The 18726-nt window shown below is 51.6% G+C and carries 18 protein-coding genes; 11 read left to right on the forward strand and 7 right to left on the reverse strand.

Features of this window, described 5'->3' with window-relative positions; genetic code table 11:
• Positions 1–105 precede the first annotated feature (105 nt).
• Positions 106–537 carry a sugar transporter gene (locus tag BS29_RS11285; RefSeq protein WP_229953753.1) on the forward strand — a complete coding sequence of 144 codons (432 nt, stop codon included), beginning with the start codon at positions 106–108 and terminating at the stop codon, positions 535–537.
• A 13-nt stretch (positions 538–550) separates the two neighbouring features.
• Here BS29_RS11285 and BS29_RS11290 read toward each other — a convergent pair whose 3' ends face one another.
• From BS29_RS11290 to BS29_RS11305, 4 genes are all read right to left on the reverse strand, one after another.
• On the reverse strand, positions 551–1282 hold the full coding sequence (locus BS29_RS11290) for a queuosine precursor transporter (RefSeq protein WP_229953754.1): 732 nt from the start codon (positions 1280–1282) through the stop codon (positions 551–553).
• Positions 1283–1391: 109 nt separating this feature from the next.
• Positions 1392–2129: an aspartate/glutamate racemase family protein gene (locus BS29_RS11295; RefSeq protein WP_229953755.1), complete on the reverse strand. Its 738-nt coding sequence runs from the start codon at positions 2127–2129 to the stop codon at positions 1392–1394.
• Between the two features lie 23 nt (positions 2130–2152).
• Positions 2153–2536: a hypothetical protein gene (locus BS29_RS11300; protein WP_229953756.1), complete on the reverse strand. Its 384-nt coding sequence runs from the start codon at positions 2534–2536 to the stop codon at positions 2153–2155.
• A 59-nt stretch (positions 2537–2595) separates the two neighbouring features.
• Complete coding sequence (locus BS29_RS11305) at positions 2596–3507, reverse strand: BKACE family enzyme (protein ID WP_229953757.1); 912 nt, start codon at positions 3505–3507, stop codon at positions 2596–2598.
• Between the two features lie 166 nt (positions 3508–3673).
• On the opposite strand from BS29_RS11305, the gene BS29_RS11310 reads away from it, so the two are divergent.
• Entirely contained in the window at positions 3674–4876 is a 1203-nt protein-coding gene (locus tag BS29_RS11310; RefSeq protein ID WP_229953758.1) for a GGDEF domain-containing protein, read from the forward strand.
• Between the two features lie 27 nt (positions 4877–4903).
• Here BS29_RS11310 and BS29_RS11315 read toward each other — a convergent pair whose 3' ends face one another.
• Positions 4904–5374: a hypothetical protein gene (locus BS29_RS11315; protein WP_229953759.1), complete on the reverse strand. Its 471-nt coding sequence runs from the start codon at positions 5372–5374 to the stop codon at positions 4904–4906.
• A 97-nt stretch (positions 5375–5471) separates the two neighbouring features.
• Entirely contained in the window at positions 5472–5750 is a 279-nt protein-coding gene (locus tag BS29_RS11320) for a hypothetical protein (protein ID WP_229953760.1), read from the reverse strand.
• A 431-nt stretch (positions 5751–6181) separates the two neighbouring features.
• On the opposite strand from BS29_RS11320, the gene BS29_RS11325 reads away from it, so the two are divergent.
• The 8 genes from BS29_RS11325 (at position 6182) to BS29_RS11360 (ending at position 14618) form a co-directional block, all read left to right on the forward strand.
• Entirely contained in the window at positions 6182–7084 is a 903-nt protein-coding gene (locus BS29_RS11325; RefSeq protein ID WP_229953761.1) for a hypothetical protein, read from the forward strand.
• A 9-nt stretch (positions 7085–7093) separates the two neighbouring features.
• Positions 7094–7765 (forward strand): hypothetical protein, encoded by a 672-nt coding sequence (locus BS29_RS11330; protein ID WP_229953762.1) that lies wholly within the window; start codon positions 7094–7096, stop codon positions 7763–7765.
• A gap of 45 nt (positions 7766–7810) precedes the next feature.
• Complete coding sequence (locus tag BS29_RS11335) at positions 7811–8002, forward strand: antitoxin Xre/MbcA/ParS toxin-binding domain-containing protein (protein WP_229953763.1); 192 nt, start codon at positions 7811–7813, stop codon at positions 8000–8002.
• Positions 8003–8098: 96 nt separating this feature from the next.
• Entirely contained in the window at positions 8099–8437 is a 339-nt protein-coding gene (locus BS29_RS11340; RefSeq protein ID WP_229953764.1) for a hypothetical protein, read from the forward strand.
• Between the two features lie 74 nt (positions 8438–8511).
• Positions 8512–9345: a formylglycine-generating enzyme family protein gene (locus tag BS29_RS11345; RefSeq protein WP_229953765.1), complete on the forward strand. Its 834-nt coding sequence runs from the start codon at positions 8512–8514 to the stop codon at positions 9343–9345.
• A gap of 419 nt (positions 9346–9764) precedes the next feature.
• Positions 9765–11315: a hydantoinase/oxoprolinase family protein gene (locus BS29_RS11350; protein WP_229956859.1), complete on the forward strand. Its 1551-nt coding sequence runs from the start codon at positions 9765–9767 to the stop codon at positions 11313–11315.
• On the forward strand, positions 11308–12417 hold the full coding sequence (locus BS29_RS11355; RefSeq protein ID WP_229953766.1) for a DUF917 domain-containing protein: 1110 nt from the start codon (positions 11308–11310) through the stop codon (positions 12415–12417). Before BS29_RS11350 ends, BS29_RS11355 begins: the two co-directional genes overlap by 8 nt.
• Before the next feature lie 59 nt (positions 12418–12476).
• The gene (locus BS29_RS11360; protein ID WP_229953767.1) at positions 12477–14618 is read left to right on the forward strand and encodes a TonB-dependent receptor; all 2142 of its coding nucleotides are present in this window, start codon (positions 12477–12479) and stop codon (positions 14616–14618) included.
• 9 nt (positions 14619–14627) lie between these two features.
• Here the strand turns inward: BS29_RS11360 and BS29_RS11365 are convergent, their stop codons facing one another.
• On the reverse strand, positions 14628–17024 hold the full coding sequence (locus BS29_RS11365) for a helix-turn-helix transcriptional regulator (RefSeq protein WP_229953768.1): 2397 nt from the start codon (positions 17022–17024) through the stop codon (positions 14628–14630).
• 350 nt (positions 17025–17374) lie between these two features.
• Between BS29_RS11365 and BS29_RS11370 the strand changes: the two genes are divergently transcribed.
• Complete coding sequence (locus BS29_RS11370; RefSeq protein ID WP_229953769.1) at positions 17375–18571, forward strand: S-methyl thiohydantoin desulfurase domain-containing protein; 1197 nt, start codon at positions 17375–17377, stop codon at positions 18569–18571.
• The last annotated feature ends 155 nt before the right edge of the window (positions 18572–18726 follow it).

Consider the following 18726-nt stretch of genomic DNA (forward strand, 5'->3'; position numbering starts at 1 on the left):
GTGATATGGAATGTCCAAAGATAGTCACTCAGAACATTCTGCTTTATAATGAAAATATGGGATGTCCGGTCGATTCAAGAAACGGCCGCAGAAAGGGATGAGCATATGATACAGAATGGCAAGGCGCCGATATGGTTCCGGATCATCGGGATATTCGCATTTTTATGGAATGGCTTGGGCGTCGGGGCCTATGCGAGCGACATAATGATGACTGCAGAAGATTTTGCCAAGCTTTCTAAAGTTGAACAAGACCTCTTTGCCAGCCGCCCCTTTTGGGCGACAGCCGCTTTTGCCGTTGCGGTCATTGCGGGCTTTCTGGGATCAATCATGCTGCTGCTGCGTAGGCCTATTGCTGTTCGGTTGTTCCTGCTCTCGCTAATTGCTGTTCTGGTCCAGTTCAGCAGCTATTTCATTCTTGACGGCTATGCCGAATATATCAGTCAAACCGGATGGTGGATGCCGGTTTCCATTCCCATTTTCGCAGTGGGCTTCTTGCTGTTCGCACGCTGGGCCGAGAATAACCGCATACTCCGTTAGGGCAATCCGATGATCAGACTGTCGTCTTAAACGGTGTGAAATTTGTCGCTTCATCATAGATGTCGACGCCCTCACGCCGTTTCAACCATCCCACAACAGCGTAAGTAACTGGTGTCAACACAGCTTCCCACAAGACTTTGAGCAACCAGTTCGAGACCATGACTGTCAAAACGGCAGAGGTTTCCCATACGCCCCAAAAAGCGAGCGGGTAAAAGATCAGGCTGTCTACTCCCTGCCCGACAATTGTCGATCCGATGGTACGCGACCAGAGCATTTTGCCTTGTGTCCAAACCTTCATCCGCGCCATCACATAGCTGTTTACAAATTCACCGGCCCAAAAAGCCACGATCGAGGCCGCTACGATCCGTGGGACCTGGCCAAAAACGCTTTCATAAGCTGCTTGCCCTTCCCAACCCTCGGCCGGTGGCAATGAGACGACAACCCAGCTCATAAAGGCCATGAACAGCAAGGCCGCAAAACCTGCCCAGATGACCCGCCGCGCGCGCGCATAACCATAGACTTCGGTAAGGATATCACCGATTACATAGCCGAGCGGAAAGAATAATATACCCGCCCCGTAAACCCACTGCTCACCGCTAATCGTGACAAATGTCGGTTTCGCGGCGCCGATAATATTCGAAAGCAGCAAAATGGTAACAAACGCCGCCATTACGAAATCAAAATATCGAAATTGATGACCTGCTTGGCTGGCAGCAGTGCTGCGCTTGATCGGATTGCTGCTCATTGGCGGATGATTAGCCGATTGCTGTGAAGTTTCAATGATATAACTGCTGATGAACAGTTTGAAACCGAATGCAGAGAGTTGCAAATTCGATGAATTTGCGTTCCAAGCTTCAAAGCGCCCCACCCCGCCAGGTCGGCATCGCTACCTCTCTTAACGCGACCGCCACGGCCGCCTTCGCTTGCAACCGCGTACTGTCCAGGAGTGGCAAGGGCGAGACGTCTTCGGTTACCAACAGCGGGATCTCCGTGCAGACCAATGCAACGGCGTCACAGCCTTTGCTTTGCAGGTCACTGATAACACGGACAAATTCTGCTTGGGTCTCTGCGCGAAAATCGCCCAGGCACAGCTCGTTGAATATCGCGTTGTGGATCATCTCACGGTCCCTGGACGCTGGGATGGAGCGTTTTAGTGCGTGGCTGGCCAAGGCATCTTTGTACACCGGGCCTTCCATCGTCCAATTCGTACCGAGAACGCCAATATGCCGCCATCCGTTTGCTTCGGCCTGCGCCGAAACAACTTCGGCTATATGCAAACAGGGAATAGGAAAATTCTCACCAGGCTGTTCTAGTGCGATATGCGCAGTATTGTCGGGCAAGATAAAAAAATCTGCCCCCGCGGCAGCCAGCCGCTGTGCATCTTCCAAGAAAATCTGCCGCAGAGCCGGCAGATCGCCGCGCTCCCACAGCTCCAATGTAGGGGCCATCGCCCCGCCACTCATGGTGATGCGTGGATGATCGTGCGCGCCCATTTTCTGTATGCCTTCCTCCCACACGGTCCGGTAAGACAATGTCGCTCCCTCGGCACTATGGGCCAGTATCCCGATATGTAGCGGATCCTGGTTCGTCATCTCTCTGTCCTTAACTCCGCCCCTTATTGTTCGGGATCCACTTCCAGGCTGGTAATCGCAGGGAAGTCATCACTCATCACCGCACCACCGCCATCATATTGTTTGCCGGTTCCCAGAGTGATAGTCGCAGAGCGCCAGTCAAATTTCGAGGCATAAGATTGCTCTGCCATCCAGCTGATACAATCACCAACCGTACATAATGCGGTTTTCAGCTCGCCATCCGGCTGGCCCAAGGGGCGATAGTGGACGTAACAATTATCACCGCATTCAAAGCCAGTGAGCAACACCCGTTGGCGCTTTTCCGGCACATCCTTTTTGCTCCATGCCGCTTCGCCTGACATCCCGTCATTAGCAACACATGCGTTTAAAGTCAGGACTGCGGCGGCAAGCATGATCAATTTATTCATGACTATCGTTGTTCCACCGCACCGCTGGCTCGTCAACCGCATCATTTGATCAAACCGGCCTATGCCGCAAAGGCCGCAGGATAGGTCGGCAGATTCATGATCTTTGCAGCTTGCGCTGGTGTGGCTATGGACCGCCCCATTCGCGTCGCCAGATCGACAACTTCCTGTACCAGTTCAACATTGCGCGGGGTGCGCGGCCCGCCATAGGGTTCAATCCCGACCTGCACATGGCCTCCGCGTTTTATAGCTTCCTCGGCGAGGCCGCAGCCGACACAGTCATCTCCAAAGCTTGATACCAGCCAAGGCAGATCGCTTCCTTCGATCATTTCCAGATAGGCGTCCAGCGCCTTTGCTGTAGGCGGCAAACCAAAAAGCTGATCATTCGCTCCAAAATAAAATTTCATAATCCCGCCAGGTGGCAGCTTTCCGGCGCGATGGAGCGCCATGATGAATTTCACGAAGCCGGGTTCAAAGATTGAGATGCTCATCCCCAGCTTCAACCGACGACAGGCCTCAACATAATAGTGGCTGTCATGCGTATCGTTACGATAGATCAGCCGGGTCGGCGCGAAAACGCCATCTTCTTGCGGTATAGATACGCTGAAACTGCCCGGATCGCACAGCCCTTGGGCGATCAACCCTTCCTGCGCCATCGCCTCAATATGAGCAAAACGGTCCTCCACTGGTACGCCGCCTGGATCTGCAGGCATGGTCGGCGTCAATATCGCATCGGGGCGGATCGCAAGCAGCTTGCGCCAAGGCCGCGCATAATCCTCCGCATCCATCATACCTGTTTTCCCAAAAACCGGATCGCGCGTATGATTGTGCACCAGCGCCGCTCCCGCCTCCATACATTCAACCGCCTGCGCGACGATGTCGTCATCGTCATAGGGAACGGTCGGATTCTGCTCCGGCTTTACCGAGCCGTTGAGCGAAACTTCGATGATGAGCGGTGTATCAGCCTGGGTCATGATGAATGACTAGCAAATATCCACCACTTTGGGAAAGCGCCTTGGCCAATAAGCGCGCCATTTTGTGCAAACATCCTTCCAACCATGAACGCATTTTTTCCGCTCATTAACAATCTGTTATCCAAAATCCCATATGCCTGTTTCCAACGCATTTGTGGGGAATGGAATGGCGAACGCCGCGCATCAGGAAAGCTTGACCAGCTCGCTGGACATTCCCGCTATCGAAAAGCAGGAAGTCGCGCATAATCTGCTTGTAGACGGGCTGGAACGGCGGATTGCCGGACAGCTTAGCGTCATCATTCCGATCGCAGTCATCGGATGGATAGCAAGCCAGACCAGCAACAGCGCCCTTTGGATATTTCTGGGCCTGCAGCTGTTGACGCAGCTGGCCATTGCCGTCTCCTCCCAATGGCTGCGCCGCGCCATCGAGACAGGCAAGAGCATAACAATACGCAAAAACCTGTGGATGATGGCAGAGGCATCGAGCGGCATCATATGGGCCGCGATGATGCTGGATGTCGGAACGCTTATCGGCGGATCGGATGCGGTGCTGACCACCTGGGTCACGATATTGGTAACGATGGTTGTTTCCATCCTGCTCGCTGCGCCGATTGCCGGCATTGCCTTTCCATTGCTCGGTGGATTTACCGCCGCCGGTGCCGCAGGCATATTTCTGTTCGACAAGGATTTCAGCGGTTTTGCTCAGATGGCGCTGATCTTCATGTGCGTCGCCCTGTTCATCATTGCCAAGGCGGTCAATTTTCAGGCGCACAAAAGCTGCCGCGCCGGTATCGAGGTGGAGCGATTGGGCCAGCGGCTGGCCGAAGAGTTGCGCCGTACTTCCTGGCTGTCGCAGCATGACAGCCTGACCGGCCTGTTAAACCGCTCCGCCCTGCAGGAACGCATTGCCGAGCTTGACGACATGCAAACGCCGCTGATCCTGCTCGACATCGACCATTTCAAGCAGATTAATGACAGCTATGGCCACGATCAGGGCGACGAGGTGATTGCTGCGGTCGGCGCCTCTATCCGCGAAACATTGGACAAGGCGGCACCCGATGCACTGGCGGCGCGTTGGGGCGGGGAGGAGTTTATTATCGCCCTACCCAGCTGCGAAACGAGTTCTGTTGCCGCCGATATTGCGGAGCGCCTGCGCGCTGCGGTGGCCGGGCTCACGCATCCGGACTGGCCCGCGCGGCTGCGGGTGACTGCGTCTCTGGGCGTAGCGGACGGACCGGCCAGCGCCTTTTCTGCCACGTTCAAACAGGCCGACAGCGCCATGTATGAAGCCAAGGAACAGGGCCGCAACCGGGTGGTCTGTGCACGCGATGGCGGGGGCAAAGCCCCTCGCGTACCACGCGCCGCTTAAGCCGCCTGCTATCTAGCCAGCCTGATTCTAAGCAGCTTGTCGGGCAATCCGTCCGGTAGTCATATCTTCCAGCGTGATAGTGGTCAGCGTCTCGCCATCGGGGCCGAGAAAATCGGCCAGCCGGCCATCCGGCGAATAAAGGTTGAACAGCACCAGCGCGCCCTCCGGCCCGCCATGTTCCATATGGACATCGCCCGGATCCTTCGCGGCATAGTCGCCAGCGGCACGGATGCGCTTCTCTCCGGCCACGCCGCCCTCATAATCCACCACATGCAACTCCCCCGCCAGCACGGTCGAGGTCGTCGCGCAGACATGGCGGTGGAAATGGCAATAGGCGTTTGGCGCCCAGCGGTAGAGCAGGTCAATATGCCCGCCCGCGCCATCCGCGTCAGGCCGCGCGGACAGCACCGCGCCGTGATAGTCGATGGGATAGGCGAAGAGCTTGTCCGCGTCGGTGAAGTGGATCCATTTAAGGGTGGGGTTGGATAGGAGATTCATCGAGTTAGCATAGCAGAGATAGACAGGTGGTGAAAGATAGTCAGGTCGATGAGCATGTTGTTAGAATGCCTTTAATGAGTTCATGGTCACCGCAATCTTATATAATATTGTTCAGCGCCTCTGATACTCGGCCGGGATTTACATTAAACTTTTGCGCGACATCTCGTTGATGAAGTTTCGGATGTTTTCGAACAAATACACGTATTTCTTCGGCGAGTTCCGGTGTTAAATGTACACTACGAGCACGGGCGCGTTTAACTGGTGAGTTTCTATACATCTCGTCAGCTAAGTCATGCAGCTCTTCTAGATTAAGTTCATCAGCGAGTTCCCTGAGACGATCTCTTATTTGTGGAATACTACGCTTGTTTCCCGACATCGCTTCTACCCTAACTTATTTGATGTTGTTTACCTTTAACTGGATCATTGGAACAATCGTAAGCGTCCGGTCAGCCACGTATCGCGAATATAAAATTAACTTAAGGGAAAGGCCTTAGAAATCCTTCTGGACTACAGAAGGACAAAACACACTCAACAAAGATTGACGCGCCAATCTGTCGATCCATGGTTTGAGATCACGCCTTTATTGCGCAAGCTTATATTACCCGCTAAACAATCTTCGCAGCTCGGTCAGTCCCGGCTGTGAGGCTTTAGAACCTCGTAACGTAACCGCCGGTCAGTTAATTCTGGCCGGGTGGCCGCTACGTATGTCCAGGGCACCGCCTAAAGGTGGCGGCGCCTTGTGGTTACGCAGGGTTCTAAACGCCCGGCTAACGGGCCCGCCTCTTTAAAGATGAAGGAGGCGGACGCATGGCCAAACCAACCAACCTTTCAATTGCCAAAAGCCTGACAACACTGGCAGGTCTGCTTTTGGGCATTCTTTTGCTACCGTTTGCGGCCAACGCCAAAGCGGCTGACAATGAAATCCAGAACGCCTCATTCCTCAACGAAATTGGTGGGTCAACAAGCATCAAAAAACTCGGCAGAGGTTCGCATGCCGTCAAAGCTTATATTAAGCGAGAGTTGCCCAGGGTGGTTGGTTATCGAATTCTGAAAGATAAGAACAAGGATCCGTTGAATTCGGCAACAACTGCGCGTTTTGCTTTCGAGCGGCAGTGCCTCGCTCAAGGCGGATATTTGGAACCTCAGGATAGTGCGAACAATATCGAGGCAACAGAACACTTCTCCAAGGTTGTTGATGGAGATGGCTATACAGGTGTCTGGAAATATCATATTCTGACCGCCGTATGCTCGGAAGATGATGAGAATGTTATTGGGGGCATGGGCGCAATCATAACAGATCTAACGCCTTTACGAAGAAAACACGCAAATCATCCTTTGATGATCATTGGCCTTATGAAAGAGCCCAATATTACGACCGTTTTTGCTTTGGATAAGAGCATGTTCATTCCCATCGCGAAACGCAAAAGATGGGATATAGAGCGTGCCGAAATGATGGAGAAAAGGAGGCTGGCAACCGAAGCCTATGATAAAGAAGTGCGATTAGAGCGCATGGCCAGAAGAAAAAAATTCCAGTCTGAAATTAAGCTCGGCACTCAAACCAATTGCGGTATGGTTATAGATATGCGGGGACCTTTGGTAGAGGTGCAATTGCCTGCGAATATCAGTTTTGATGGCCAACGCCGGTTTTGGGTAGCTAAAGCTGAGCTATCCGATGACCCACCAGCCCGTAATTGCAGTTTTGGACAATAGCGGTTCTGCATGTTTGCTCAGTTTAGCATTTTCGCACGAAAGCATAGAGTATCCTTTTCGATCATCTGGCATATTGCCTTGCTGCTGCTATGTCTCATCGCAGCTGATCCCCTCGAACTGCTTTCCTCGCAAAGTAAAGAGATAATCAGATTAATCTATATGGTTCTGACAGTCCCTCTGGTGCTCAGGATAGCTTTTTTGATGGTTGAGATTGGACCGGCATCCAGAGGGTACATCTCAGACCTATTTGAAGATTTCAGCCTGACGGAAAAGGAGCTTGCACGACACCATTTTCTCACGGCAATGGAAAAATCGTCGAGAGGGATTGTTTCTAACAAGCAGGCGATGGATATTTATGAGATTGTGACTTTCGCACAATCAACGAACGAGGTGCCGATCAAAAGTATATCCGATCAGCAGGTGGAAGCAATCGCTGCGATGGTGTCGGGCAGCCAACGTTCGTCCAATCGCCCCAGTTTAAAAAAAGCTGTTGGAACCGCAAAGGCATCACGGCGTGGGCGTCCAAGATCATCACTAACCGATCAACTTCACTGCAAGATTAGCACAGAGGTAAAAGAGAGTTTGAGAGAGAGCGCGGAAAGCACCGGTGTTCCTTATGGAGTAATCGTAGATGAAACTCTTAGAGAGTATTTTGCTGCCCAGGATGCATCGCCTGCCTGATAATGTTCGTTTGGTGACCTTAACTGCTGGAATGGTGGATCAGGAATGACAGAAGAAGAGAAAATAATTGAACGCATCCTGGAGTGGGCCGGTAGACGGGATGCCGCATATGCTTGGTATCGCAATCAGCCTATTCCAGCTGTTGATGGCCGAACAGCCGAGGCATTGGTAAAGTTGGGCCAAGCGGATGTAGTTTACGACTATCTCGAGCATATGGCCTTTGGTGGTTATGCATAAGGGATGCCCAACAGAGGCGAACATCGGCATGACATTGAATGAGCAATCTTGGTTTATAGTATCATTAAAGAGGTAAGACTGCAGATTGGAAAAACAATGAAACAATCAACTCTCACCGCAGTGGCTAATCTGGAACGGGTTAAAATAAACGATTTGCCAGATATATTGTCTGAGATGGATGCAACAGAGAATATGGTCCCGCTTGTGGTGCAGAAAGGCAGCGATGATCTTGTAGCTTTGGTTTCCGTAAACTTTGTCTATCAATTTATTGAGCTTTATTCAGAGTTGACGGCTCCGTCTGTTTACCGCGTTTGCGATTTGCCGGATCACATCAAGCAGAACATTCGTGAAAGCTTGCCGAGCGAAGAAGAAATCCAGGCAGATAAATGGTCGGATGATTGGCCCTCCCATGGCGATGAGCCTCTCAAATCCTAATGTCCGCTTTGGGCGCAAAAGCGGACATTAGATAACATATAGCCAGCCCCGATAGTTTTACTTAGAAACAAAGAATGATATCAAAACTTCATAAAGTCGTATCTTTTATTGGATTAGCCTTCTCTGGCTCCAGCGTGGCAAACGCAGACGCTGGGAATGAAATCCGATTTTGTGAGAAGTGTCCGATCTTCGTTGAGGTGCCATCGCCACCTATTGAATTTCGTCAAATTAAATACGTCGCCAAATATGAACTTATGTGGAAGGATTATCTTCAATCCGTGACAGACGGCAATTGCACCATGCCTAAAAATCTACGTTATTCACTTGAAGCTGACCCGGCAACAATTGAGCGAATGAGTATAAATTGGACGTTAGGTGATTTAGATATTCATCAAATGCACTGTTTTGCCGATTGGGTTGAAAGTCATACTGATCTGAAGATCGACCTACCAGAGACTGAGGAATGGATGTGGTTTGCTCGTGCCGAAGCGACGAGCAAATATCCTTGGGTTGACGAGGCAGATAAAGAAAAAGCGATGGTCAACGGAACCAAGTCTCATTCAAGAAACGCCTTCGATTATGGATTGAGATTTGATTACGAAAATGGACCATATCCGGAAGGAGGCCCAGTCGGTCAATTCCCTCCAAACAAATTTGGGCTGTATGATATTATCGGAAATCATGCGGAGATTACCAAAAGCACTATCGATGCATACGATTACTTCAAAGAGAAGGGATTGGACGCTCCTGCGTTTCGTGGACGCCTAACCTATCCTGTTCTTGGTGGCAGTTTTATGACGAAAATTGAAGATGCCAATATCGATAATATCAAATGGAGTTTATCGTCATTTGAGGGAGCCATAGTGACCTCCACTGCCGTCCGATTAGTTGCGTATTCTGATCGTTAACACGGATTTGTTGAAATCAATTCGATTGAAAGCCCCTATATTTGCTAGCGGGCTAGTGTCCGCTTTCGGAATATGGCGGACACAAGGCAAGTGCCCGCCATAGATTTGACCCGCCCAAGGGGAATCTGCCGGGTTGGTGCGGCCCGCAGGTACAGCCGAGGACACGGCCCGGACGATTGGCCTTGCTGGGAAGAGGGGTCGGAACCCTTCTTCCCTTCCAAAATCAGCGAGTGCGCGCACCAGCGCACATCATCTACGATACGACTGGGAGGTAGTGATATGGTAGGAGTTGGCGGGAACGTCGCGGCGGCAAACTACCAAAGCGAGGCTATAACTACCCTTTAATTCGATTTACTTTGAGTGCGCAATGCATTCTCTAAACAGTATCAACCTGATGGAGGACACGTTTGCGGATAGGAGTGGATGTCGGCGGAACAAATACTGATGCGGTTCTTATAGATAATCGCGATGTTCTAGGGGCAGTAAAGCGTCCGACTAAGGCGAATGTCGAAGATGGAATAGTGGATGCGATCACCGCTCTGCTTGCAGAGACATGCGTTGAGAGGGCTCAAATACGGAGAGTCATGATCGGAACGACGCATTTCACAAATGCGTTTGTCCAAGCAAGGCATTTGAGCAAGGTATTCGCACTTCGTTTGAGCTACCCTGCCGGCCAAGACATTCCGCCATTTTCGGCATGGCCTGAGACAATGCGAGAGGCCGTAGAAGGCGGATCATATGTAGCGCATGGCGGCTATAATTTTGACGGCCGCGAAATCAGTTCTCTTGATGAAGACGAGATACGGCGGGTTGCTGGGCTGATTAAAGATAGCGGCATTGCGCAGGTGGCTATCTCCTGTGTATTCAGTCAGCTAAACTCGGACCACGAGCACCGCGCCGCTCAAATTTTGCGCAAATTATTGCCGGATGTTGGCATCTCGCTGTCTTCTGAGCTTGGCCGTGTTGGCTTGCTGGAGCGAGAGAATGCAGCGATCATGAATGGGTGTTTGCGCCCGCTAGCAGCCCAAGTAGACAAAGCTTTTCAGGCAGCATTGAACCGGCTTGGCATAAGCGCGCCATTTCTAGTCAGTCAAAATGACGGCACTTTGATGAAATCGTCGCACATGCGAGATTATCCAGTGTTCACTTTTGCAGCCGGTCCGACAAATTCTCTTCGCGGCGCGGCTTGGCTTACCGGATTGAGCGAGACGATCGTGGCCGACATCGGCGGTACCACCACGGATATCGGCGTGCTGGTCAACGGTTTTCCGCGCCAATCAAGCAAGCTTGTCGATGTTGGCGGCGTTTACACAAATTTTCGGATGCCGGACATTTTGTCTATCGGCCTAGGCGGGGGAAGCATTGTAGCGAAACTTGGAGACATGATCTCGATAGGGCCAAAATCCGTGGGTTTTGAGTTGCGTAAAAAGGCCTGGATTTTCGGCGGGAACGTTTTAACCGCAAGCGATATTGCGGTTGCAGGCGGGGCGGCCAAATTTGGCGATGAAAAGAAGCTTGGCTCACTCGACCGCGAGACCGTGAACACGGCAACCATAGAGATACATCGGATAATCGAAGAGGGTATCGACCGGATGAAAACATCAGCCGACAAAGTGCCGGTGGTGTTGGTCGGTGGAGGGTCAGTGCTGGTGTCGCGAACGCTTAACGGCGTTAGCAAGTTATTTGTCCCCGAACATGCCGAATGCGCGAATGCTGTGGGCGCGGCCATTGGCCAGGTTGGCGGCGAGGTCGACAAAATTTTTCAATTCGATGGCAAAGACAAACAAAAGGTGCTCGATGAAGCGGAGCAATATGCGCGCGAAAGCTCAATCGCGGCAGGCGCGGACCCTGCAACCGTCGAAATTATCGATCGCGACATGATTCCGATCCAATATCTTCCGGGAAATACGATGCGGGTCATTTGCCGGGCTGTCGGGGACCTTTCCTATGAAGGGCCAGCCAATGCATAAGACGGTTACGGCAGATATGATTGAAGATCTTGCGGCGGGTTCGGCTTTCCTCGGTACTGGAGGCGGCGGAGACCCTTATCTTGGATCGCTTCTATGCCGGGAGGCCATCGCTCAATACGGGCCAGTATCGCTGATCTCACCGCAAGACCTTAAGAAGAGCGACAACGTATATGTTGCTGCGATCGTCGGGGCGCCAACGGTGATGATAGAAAAGCTGATCTCGATAAGAGATCAGCATAAAGCGGTCGCTGCTTTAGAGGATTATACCGGTCAGCAAGCCAGCGTTATCGCCTCTGCCGAGATTGGTGGATGCAATTCGATGATGCCGCTGGCCTATGCCGCTATGCGTGGCCTGCCGCTATTGGATGGCGATGGGATGGGCCGTGCATTCCCGGAATTGCAGATGACGAGCTTCAATATCGAGGGTGTGTCTTGCACGCCAATGTCGCTTGCTGATGAACATGATAACCGGATAATTATAGAAGCTCAGTCTGCCAAAAAAACAGAACTTCTGACACGCCCGCTGGCCGCTGAGATGGGTGCAAGCATCTGTATGTCTTGTTACCCGATGGACGGCGAGGAAGCGGCGCGCACGGTTGTTCCACATACAATCAGTGCTGCTCTCGATATTGGCGCAGCGATAAACAGGCGAGACAGTGCGGAAAAGCCACCCATTGAGCGATTGCTGTCAGCACTGCGCCGGCATGATTATTATTCCAATGCCTATGAGATTTATCGCGGCAAGATCACTAACATAGAGCGCAATACAACCCGGGGCTGGGTGCTAGGCGAATGTACAATCAGCAGCCTGGAAAAACACGATAGCCGGGCTAAGCTGGTATTTCAGAATGAAAATCTGACCGCTTATGTAGACGGTGAACTCCGGTGCATCGTGCCGGATCTGATCACGGTCGTAGATATGGAAACGGCCAACGCTATCACAACCGAACGCTTGAGTTATGGTCAGCGGGTTGCGGTTATCGGGTGCAGCGCGCCCAAGCAAATCAACACAGCAAAGGCGCGCGAGACCGTCGGTCCCGGCTGCTTTGGCCTGGAGGAAGACTATCTGCCGATATCGCAACTTGTGGGGGACCAGGGATGATGATGCTCGCGCCGATAGGGAGAAAAGAAAAAAGTAACGAGAACGAAAGGAATTTTGCTATGGTTTATAGCAGCTTCAAACATTATGCGAGCCGGATCGTCATAGCTGCGATATCCGCTAATCTATGCGCCGGCGCAGTGCAGGCACAGACTGCCGAACCCAGTGAAAGCCAGGGCGAAAGCGCAAATAATCAGTTGAACACGATTGTCGTGACGGCGCAGCGGCGAGAAGAGAATCTTCAGGATGTTCCCGCTCAAGTATCAGCCTTCTCAGCCGATCAAATTGTCGATGCTGGGATCAATTCAACCCAGGATTTTGTTGATTTGGTGCCCAATGTGGCGCTCGATGATAGCTTTACATATCTCAATACATTTGTGGTGGTTCGCGGTGTCACGCAAATCAACAACGCTGATTCACCGATAGCGGTCGTTGTCGACGGGGTTCCGCAGAACAACCAGAAGCAGCTCAACATGAATTTGTTCGATATCGAGCGTATTGAGGTACTGCGCGGCCCCCAAGGGGGTTTATATGGCCGAAATGCAATTGGCGGCGTGATTAACATCGTCACGAGAGAGCCTGGATATGAGTTTGGCGGGCAAGTGTCCGGTTCATATGGCAGCGGCGACCGGGTGAACTTCATGGGTTCACTGGATATTCCGGTGAGCGAACATGCAGGTTTGCGTGTTGCCGGCAATTATCTCACGAGCAATGGCCAGATTGATAACAGCTTTACCGGCGAAAATGTCGATTTCATCGATCATGACTGGGAGCTGCGCGCGCGCGGTGCTGTGGATATCAGCGAAAATGTCTCCTTGGATACGCGTGTATCCTACCGCGATTTTCGCGCTGGAGCCGTCTATGATACGGTCGTTTTTTCAGGCCGTGCGGACGACATTCTCGACCCGTTTTCAAATATAGAAGGCGTGACTTTCGGCAATATATTCGATGCTTCTATCAGTCTTGATTTCGATTTGGGGGGCGTCACCTTAACCAGCATATCCGCTTTTACCGATATCACGGAGAACTATCGTGGGGACTTGGATTTCTCCAACCCCGTTACATCTCCAGGAGGCTTTTTAGGGCTGGGGTTTCAGGCTGGACAGGGGCAAGACCTCGACGTCGAGCTTTATAGCCAAGAATTGCGCCTTGTGTCTGATTCAGCGCAGCCGTTCCGTTGGATTGCCGGTGCATTTTACCTTCACACCAACCGTAGTTTGTTGACCAGGGCATTTATTGATCTCGACGGCTCGCGAGCGCAAATCGATGATCCGGCTCTTCGGATTGTGGAGCTGAGCGAAGACAACAGCAATGACGCATATGCCGCCTATGTAAATCTGGACTATGACATTACCGATGAGCTCACGCTTTCGGCCTCGCTGCGATATGATCGGGACGAACGCGAACAAACAGACCTGCTGACCGGAAATGTTCGCGAGACCAGTTTCGATTCATGGCAGCCCAAAGCGACACTGACATATAATTTCACCGGCGATCATCTGATTTATGCCACTTACAGCACGGGGTTTCGTTCTGGTGGTTTTAATGCGCCTACCGTTTCGATCCCCGTCTACCAGGCTGAAGAACTGGAAAATTTCGAGGCGGGTTTCAAAACGTCATGGGCTAATAATCGCTTCATCCTGAACGGTGCTATCTACCGTGCCAACAGCGATGATTTCCAATTTTTCTTTATCGATGCTGCGACTGCTTCTCAAATTATCGGCAATATCGATGACGTTGCTATATGGGGCGTTGAGCTGGAGGCACAGGCATTGGTTGCGCCAGGTCTTCAGCTCTTCGGCTCTTTGGGAACGACTGATACGGATATCCGGCGTAACACCACTGATCCAACGACGGTGGGCAACAGGACGCCAAAAAATACGACCTGGTCAGCTAATCTCGGTTTTCAATATGAAACAGCGCTCAGCGACCAATTGGACCTGGTTTTGCGCAGCGATTATGAGCATCGCGGTAGGCGGTTTTGGCAGGTGGATAATGTGGACGTCCAACCGCCAGTTGATATTGTCGATGTCAGGGTTGCCGTTGAATCGCAATCTTTCAGTGTGGCGCTTGTCGGCGAAAATATTTTCGGTGAGGGTTTTTATACAGACTTCAATCCTTCGGCTTTTTCAGGGTTTGCGAACCCGATCGCATTCCGAGCTCCGCCGGCGCGTTGGACGATAGAGGCGCGGCTTAGATTCTGACGTCGCGCTTTAGACTGATTGTCGGCTTTCTTCATCACGGAGCTGCATGGGCTTATCCAACTCCTTTGTGCGAATGGCGGCCATTGCGGCCGTCCGATCATGAACCGATAGCTTCTTGTAGATATTTTTGAGGTGGTAGCGCACTCCGTATTCGCTCAAGCCCATCCGCCGAGCGATCTCCTTATCAGAGCCACCCTTCATCATCTGATCGATGATTTCATATTGTCGCTCGGTAAACGCCGGTGATGAAGGGTGCTCACTTGAGAGGCCGGTTAAGATGCTGCGGCGAGCGAATGATGCGTGCAGGAGCTCTAGATGCTGGCCAGAGCTTAAAATCTTGGTCCACCGATCCGAGAGGCGTGCGGTGGAGAGTTCAACGATTATCTGGCTTTGACCGGTCTCATAGCCCAATTCTGCCGCGTCGCATAAAAGCGCATCGGTATTCGCATATTCTTCCGTCTCGAAGTATATCAAGGCCAAAGTGAGCTGATATCGCAAGGCAGACCGAGAAAGCTGCTGATCTTGAGCGCGTAAATACTCAGCCTCCAGCAATGCGATAGCAGCTTGGCTGTTGCCATTCTCATGTTTGTGAATGGCTCGCACCAGGGTGAAATATTCGCGTTCTTGCCAAGCAGCCGTCGGCTTGAGCATAAAACCAGCGATATCACCGCAATCAGCTCGTGAACCATAGGCGAATGTCAAAATTATCCTAAATGCAGAGAGCAAATTTGCTATCCTGTAGAGGCCTTGCTTGCTGAGAACGGCCAGATGATTTTCTATTAAATCGATCGCCGATTCCAGGCCATTTGTCCGCGCTTCCAACCATATCAAAGGCTCATAGCCGGCAACATAAATATCTAACCATGCTTCGGACTGTGGAAAGCGGGCCGTTGAACGGCTGATATTTTTGTGTGCGCTGGTGAGGCGACCCGCTTCAAAGTCTATCGAGGTTCTTAAAGCAGAAATAACGGTATCGACGCCTATATCTGTTTGGAAATGTCGGCGCCAGATGAGCCGTGCTTTGTTAACAAACCTTCGGGCCTCTCGGAGATTGCCTTCAGCCAAGTGCACGCATGTTTCATGAATGTCTGCGAACATCAGATTGTAGACTGAATTTGCCAGATTGGCGTGTTTTCTGGCCATATGCAGGCGGTCGCGGGCATCAACAGTGTGACCGCGCTGCGACGCGATGACAGCCGAAAGCGTGAACAAAAAGGTTTTCCAGGATTCGTCTCGACCAGCTTCTTGCAATTGCAGCTTCAAAGAACCGTCTAGATCGCTGCGTTTTTCAAGTTCGCAGCCATAGACCAGAAGAGCCATGCGCAGCACTTCGAGATCTGCCGCCAGATCGTTCTTAGATTCTTCGTCCTGTAACAGCTCGTCAAAGACTTGCTTTGCGGTTTGGATATTTCCTTCTTTGAGATGCACGATAGCCGTGAAGAGTTTCAACCGCGGAAAGTTGGATGCCTCTAATCTGGCTGTCCCCTCGGCTATAAGGCGCACTGCCGCAAAGCCGTGGCGAACCCATATTTTGAGGGTTTCATTCTGTGCTACTACATCATTGAGCAGTTGGGCATCGCCTGCTTTTATTGCCAGTTGGACGGCTTCGGGTACATTGGCATGGTTCGAGCTTTGCAATGCGGCGCTACGGTAAATGGCGTTTTGCCGGCTCGGCATATATGTATCGAGCTGCATCTTGAAATGACATCTGACTGCCGGATGCATGTAAATATCGTCTCCACTAACACGGACCAGTGGCGATAAATTACGCGTCAATATTCTCGTGGCCGCAGCGACATTCACATCCTTCAGAAAAGGTTCAATATCGGCATGGGCGGGCGCATCGAATATTGAAATGTAGCGCATTACCGAGCAGGAGGGATCGTTTAAGGAAGAGGAAATCTCTTGCTCGATATAGCCATCCAATCCTGATTCCAGGACGATAGTGTCGTCCTGCCAACTATTGGGCATGCCTTCAGCCTTTTGGGACCATTGAAGCAGTAAATTTGCAGCGGCAGGCCAATTGTCTGAAAGCCGGGTAATTCGCTTTTTCCAGGGCGGTGGCGCGCGCTCTATGGTAGTTTGGCTGGCAGTTTTTCCAACCATAGACCCAAAGTCGTCGATCACCTCGATTTTTCCGTCAGCCACATATCTCGCTAAAGGAAGATGGTCAGGGTTTTTGGCGGCGATCAATATGAGTGGTGGTTGGCTCGTTTTAGTGCATTTATGGAGCTGGTGTGCAATCGCTGCGCCATCGCAAAAGTCCGCATCATCAATGATAACGACGCGTTCCGCATACGCGTTTGAAACAATCTTTTGCTCTATGGCCGCGGCGGCAACATCCTGCTTTTCTATATGGTCCGCACGATCAAGATAAACATATTCGGCAGATTGGTCGCGTCGCAAATGAGCAGCGACAGATTTCAGAAGATGAGTTTTGCCATATCCTGCCGGCGCGGTAATCAGCTTGATCCGGGTACCGGATAGCAATCTTTCGATAAATATTGATCCGAGGCTGCCGGTTTCCAAGGGTAAATTTTCCTTTCAGCTAAATCTCTTCCATGGCAAATTTGATGTGATGTTAAAGATTCATCGGTTTTGCCGCAACTGCGCCGCACTACACCCTACCAATCCAAATTTGATCCCTACCAATATTCCGGACCCTATCATCTTGCGTAAACTTGTTTTGCGCTGTGTAAATACAGGTCTTCTAAATGGAGAAATCGAACCCTCGAACCAATGTAAGGAAATTCATCATGCCCCTATATAGTCGCGAAGAACCTAATGAAGAGCGCGATGCGCTGCGGATTTATTCTGATGAAGATATGCAAGATCTTCTGTTTGGATTGGGAATGAGCGCGAGCGGCGGTGGGGGCGGATACCATATCGGCCAAGCGCTCGTCGATGCAATAATCGCTGAGGTCCATCCATCACAACGCGTTCTATATCCTGTCTCCCAGGCCAAAGATGACGAATTTGCCGCTATGGCCGGAGGGATAGGTGCGCCGTCCGCCATTACGCCTGGAAATATCACAAAATTCGCTGAATATTGTATTGTTGCGATCAACAAATACAATGTCGATAACGAAAACCAGATCAATGCTCTTGTGCCGGTCGAGGCCGGACCGGTGAACGCTTTGCTAGCCATGTATGTGGGGTGGACACATGGAATAAAAGTTTTTGATTGCGACGGGGCAGGGCGAGCTGTGCCCTCGCTCACCAATCTTGCCTATGATTACAATGATTATCCGATCGCCCCACTCTATCTGGCTGGTGTTAAACCAGGTGAACTACATCCGACTGCAGCAGAAGTTCTGCCGCCGCCCAAAAACGGGGCTGATGCAGAAGCAAAGATTAGGGACAATCTGCCCGTATATGGCAATGCTGCGGGTCTGTTGTGCTGGGGTCAAACTGGTACACAACTGAGAAATTCGGAATTTCTTGTCGACGGGCAAATGGATGCCATGCGCCAATTTGGCTCTGAGCTGCGTAAAGTCAGGGGCTCGTCAATTGAGCTCTTGGCTTATCTACAGAGTCGCCCAGATCTGGTCGCTCAGGTATTCGCCACCAAACTTAAATCCATCGAGACCGACCCCCGCCCAGGTTATGATGACGGCACTTTGATTTTCGAGAGCATTGATCCGCCGAATATAGAGCTCAGAATCAAGTATGAGAATGAGAATATGATCATGACCGCTCCAGAATTGCCGGCGATCACCGCGCCCAATGGCCTGGCCATGTTATTTCCCTATGGTCCCGATGGTTTAACACCTTTGAACAATGGAGACGATTTACCCAATGCAGGGGTAATCGGCGGGCCGGCTGTGGTCGTGGTGTTAAAGGAACGCTGCGTTCTGTATAATCGTCCGCTGTCCACCTCCTTCTCTAATGTTCTGAGGAACGAGCCGTTCAACTATGATGGTCCATTGCAACCGACCGACTGCGTTGCATGATCCCCGATGTCCGGCACCAGCATTATGCTGGTGCCGGACACGCAGCGCCAGGCGGGCCGTCAGGCGCGGGAGATCGTCACCCTATGGGACAAGACCCGCGAGGGGCTTGGTCGGAGCGCAGCGAAGATAGAGCCCGGCCCGTCAGGGGGCGCCAA

The organism is Parasphingorhabdus litoris DSM 22379, from assembly GCF_020906275.1.
Taxonomy (GTDB): Bacteria; Pseudomonadota; Alphaproteobacteria; order Sphingomonadales; family Sphingomonadaceae; genus Parasphingorhabdus; species Parasphingorhabdus litoris.

Excerpts from the sequence above, each read along its gene's own strand:
- BS29_RS11340 (WP_229953764.1), top strand. The coding sequence starts at position 8,099 with ATGAAACAATCAACTCTCACCGCAGTGGCTAATCTGGAACGGGTTAAA.
- BS29_RS11360 (WP_229953767.1), top strand. The coding sequence starts at position 12,477 with ATGGTTTATAGCAGCTTCAAACATTATGCGAGCCGGATCGTCATAGCT.
- BS29_RS11335 (WP_229953763.1), top strand. The coding sequence starts at position 7,811 with ATGACAGAAGAAGAGAAAATAATTGAACGCATCCTGGAGTGGGCCGGT.
- BS29_RS11300 (WP_229953756.1), bottom strand. The coding sequence starts at position 2,536 with ATGAATAAATTGATCATGCTTGCCGCCGCAGTCCTGACTTTAAACGCA.
- BS29_RS11315 (WP_229953759.1), bottom strand. The coding sequence starts at position 5,374 with ATGAATCTCCTATCCAACCCCACCCTTAAATGGATCCACTTCACCGAC.
- BS29_RS11295 (WP_229953755.1), bottom strand. The coding sequence starts at position 2,129 with ATGACGAACCAGGATCCGCTACATATCGGGATACTGGCCCATAGTGCC.
- BS29_RS11305 (WP_229953757.1), bottom strand. The coding sequence starts at position 3,507 with ATGACCCAGGCTGATACACCGCTCATCATCGAAGTTTCGCTCAACGGC.
- BS29_RS11330 (WP_229953762.1), top strand. The coding sequence starts at position 7,094 with ATGTTTGCTCAGTTTAGCATTTTCGCACGAAAGCATAGAGTATCCTTT.
- BS29_RS11345 (WP_229953765.1), top strand. The coding sequence starts at position 8,512 with ATGATATCAAAACTTCATAAAGTCGTATCTTTTATTGGATTAGCCTTC.
- BS29_RS11290 (WP_229953754.1), bottom strand. The coding sequence starts at position 1,282 with ATGAGCAGCAATCCGATCAAGCGCAGCACTGCTGCCAGCCAAGCAGGT.
- BS29_RS11320 (WP_229953760.1), bottom strand. The coding sequence starts at position 5,750 with ATGTCGGGAAACAAGCGTAGTATTCCACAAATAAGAGATCGTCTCAGG.
- BS29_RS11310 (WP_229953758.1), top strand. The coding sequence starts at position 3,674 with ATGGCGAACGCCGCGCATCAGGAAAGCTTGACCAGCTCGCTGGACATT.
- BS29_RS11355 (WP_229953766.1), top strand. The coding sequence starts at position 11,308 with ATGCATAAGACGGTTACGGCAGATATGATTGAAGATCTTGCGGCGGGT.
- BS29_RS11370 (WP_229953769.1), top strand. The coding sequence starts at position 17,375 with ATGCCCCTATATAGTCGCGAAGAACCTAATGAAGAGCGCGATGCGCTG.
- BS29_RS11325 (WP_229953761.1), top strand. The coding sequence starts at position 6,182 with ATGGCCAAACCAACCAACCTTTCAATTGCCAAAAGCCTGACAACACTG.
- BS29_RS11285 (WP_229953753.1), top strand. The coding sequence starts at position 106 with ATGATACAGAATGGCAAGGCGCCGATATGGTTCCGGATCATCGGGATA.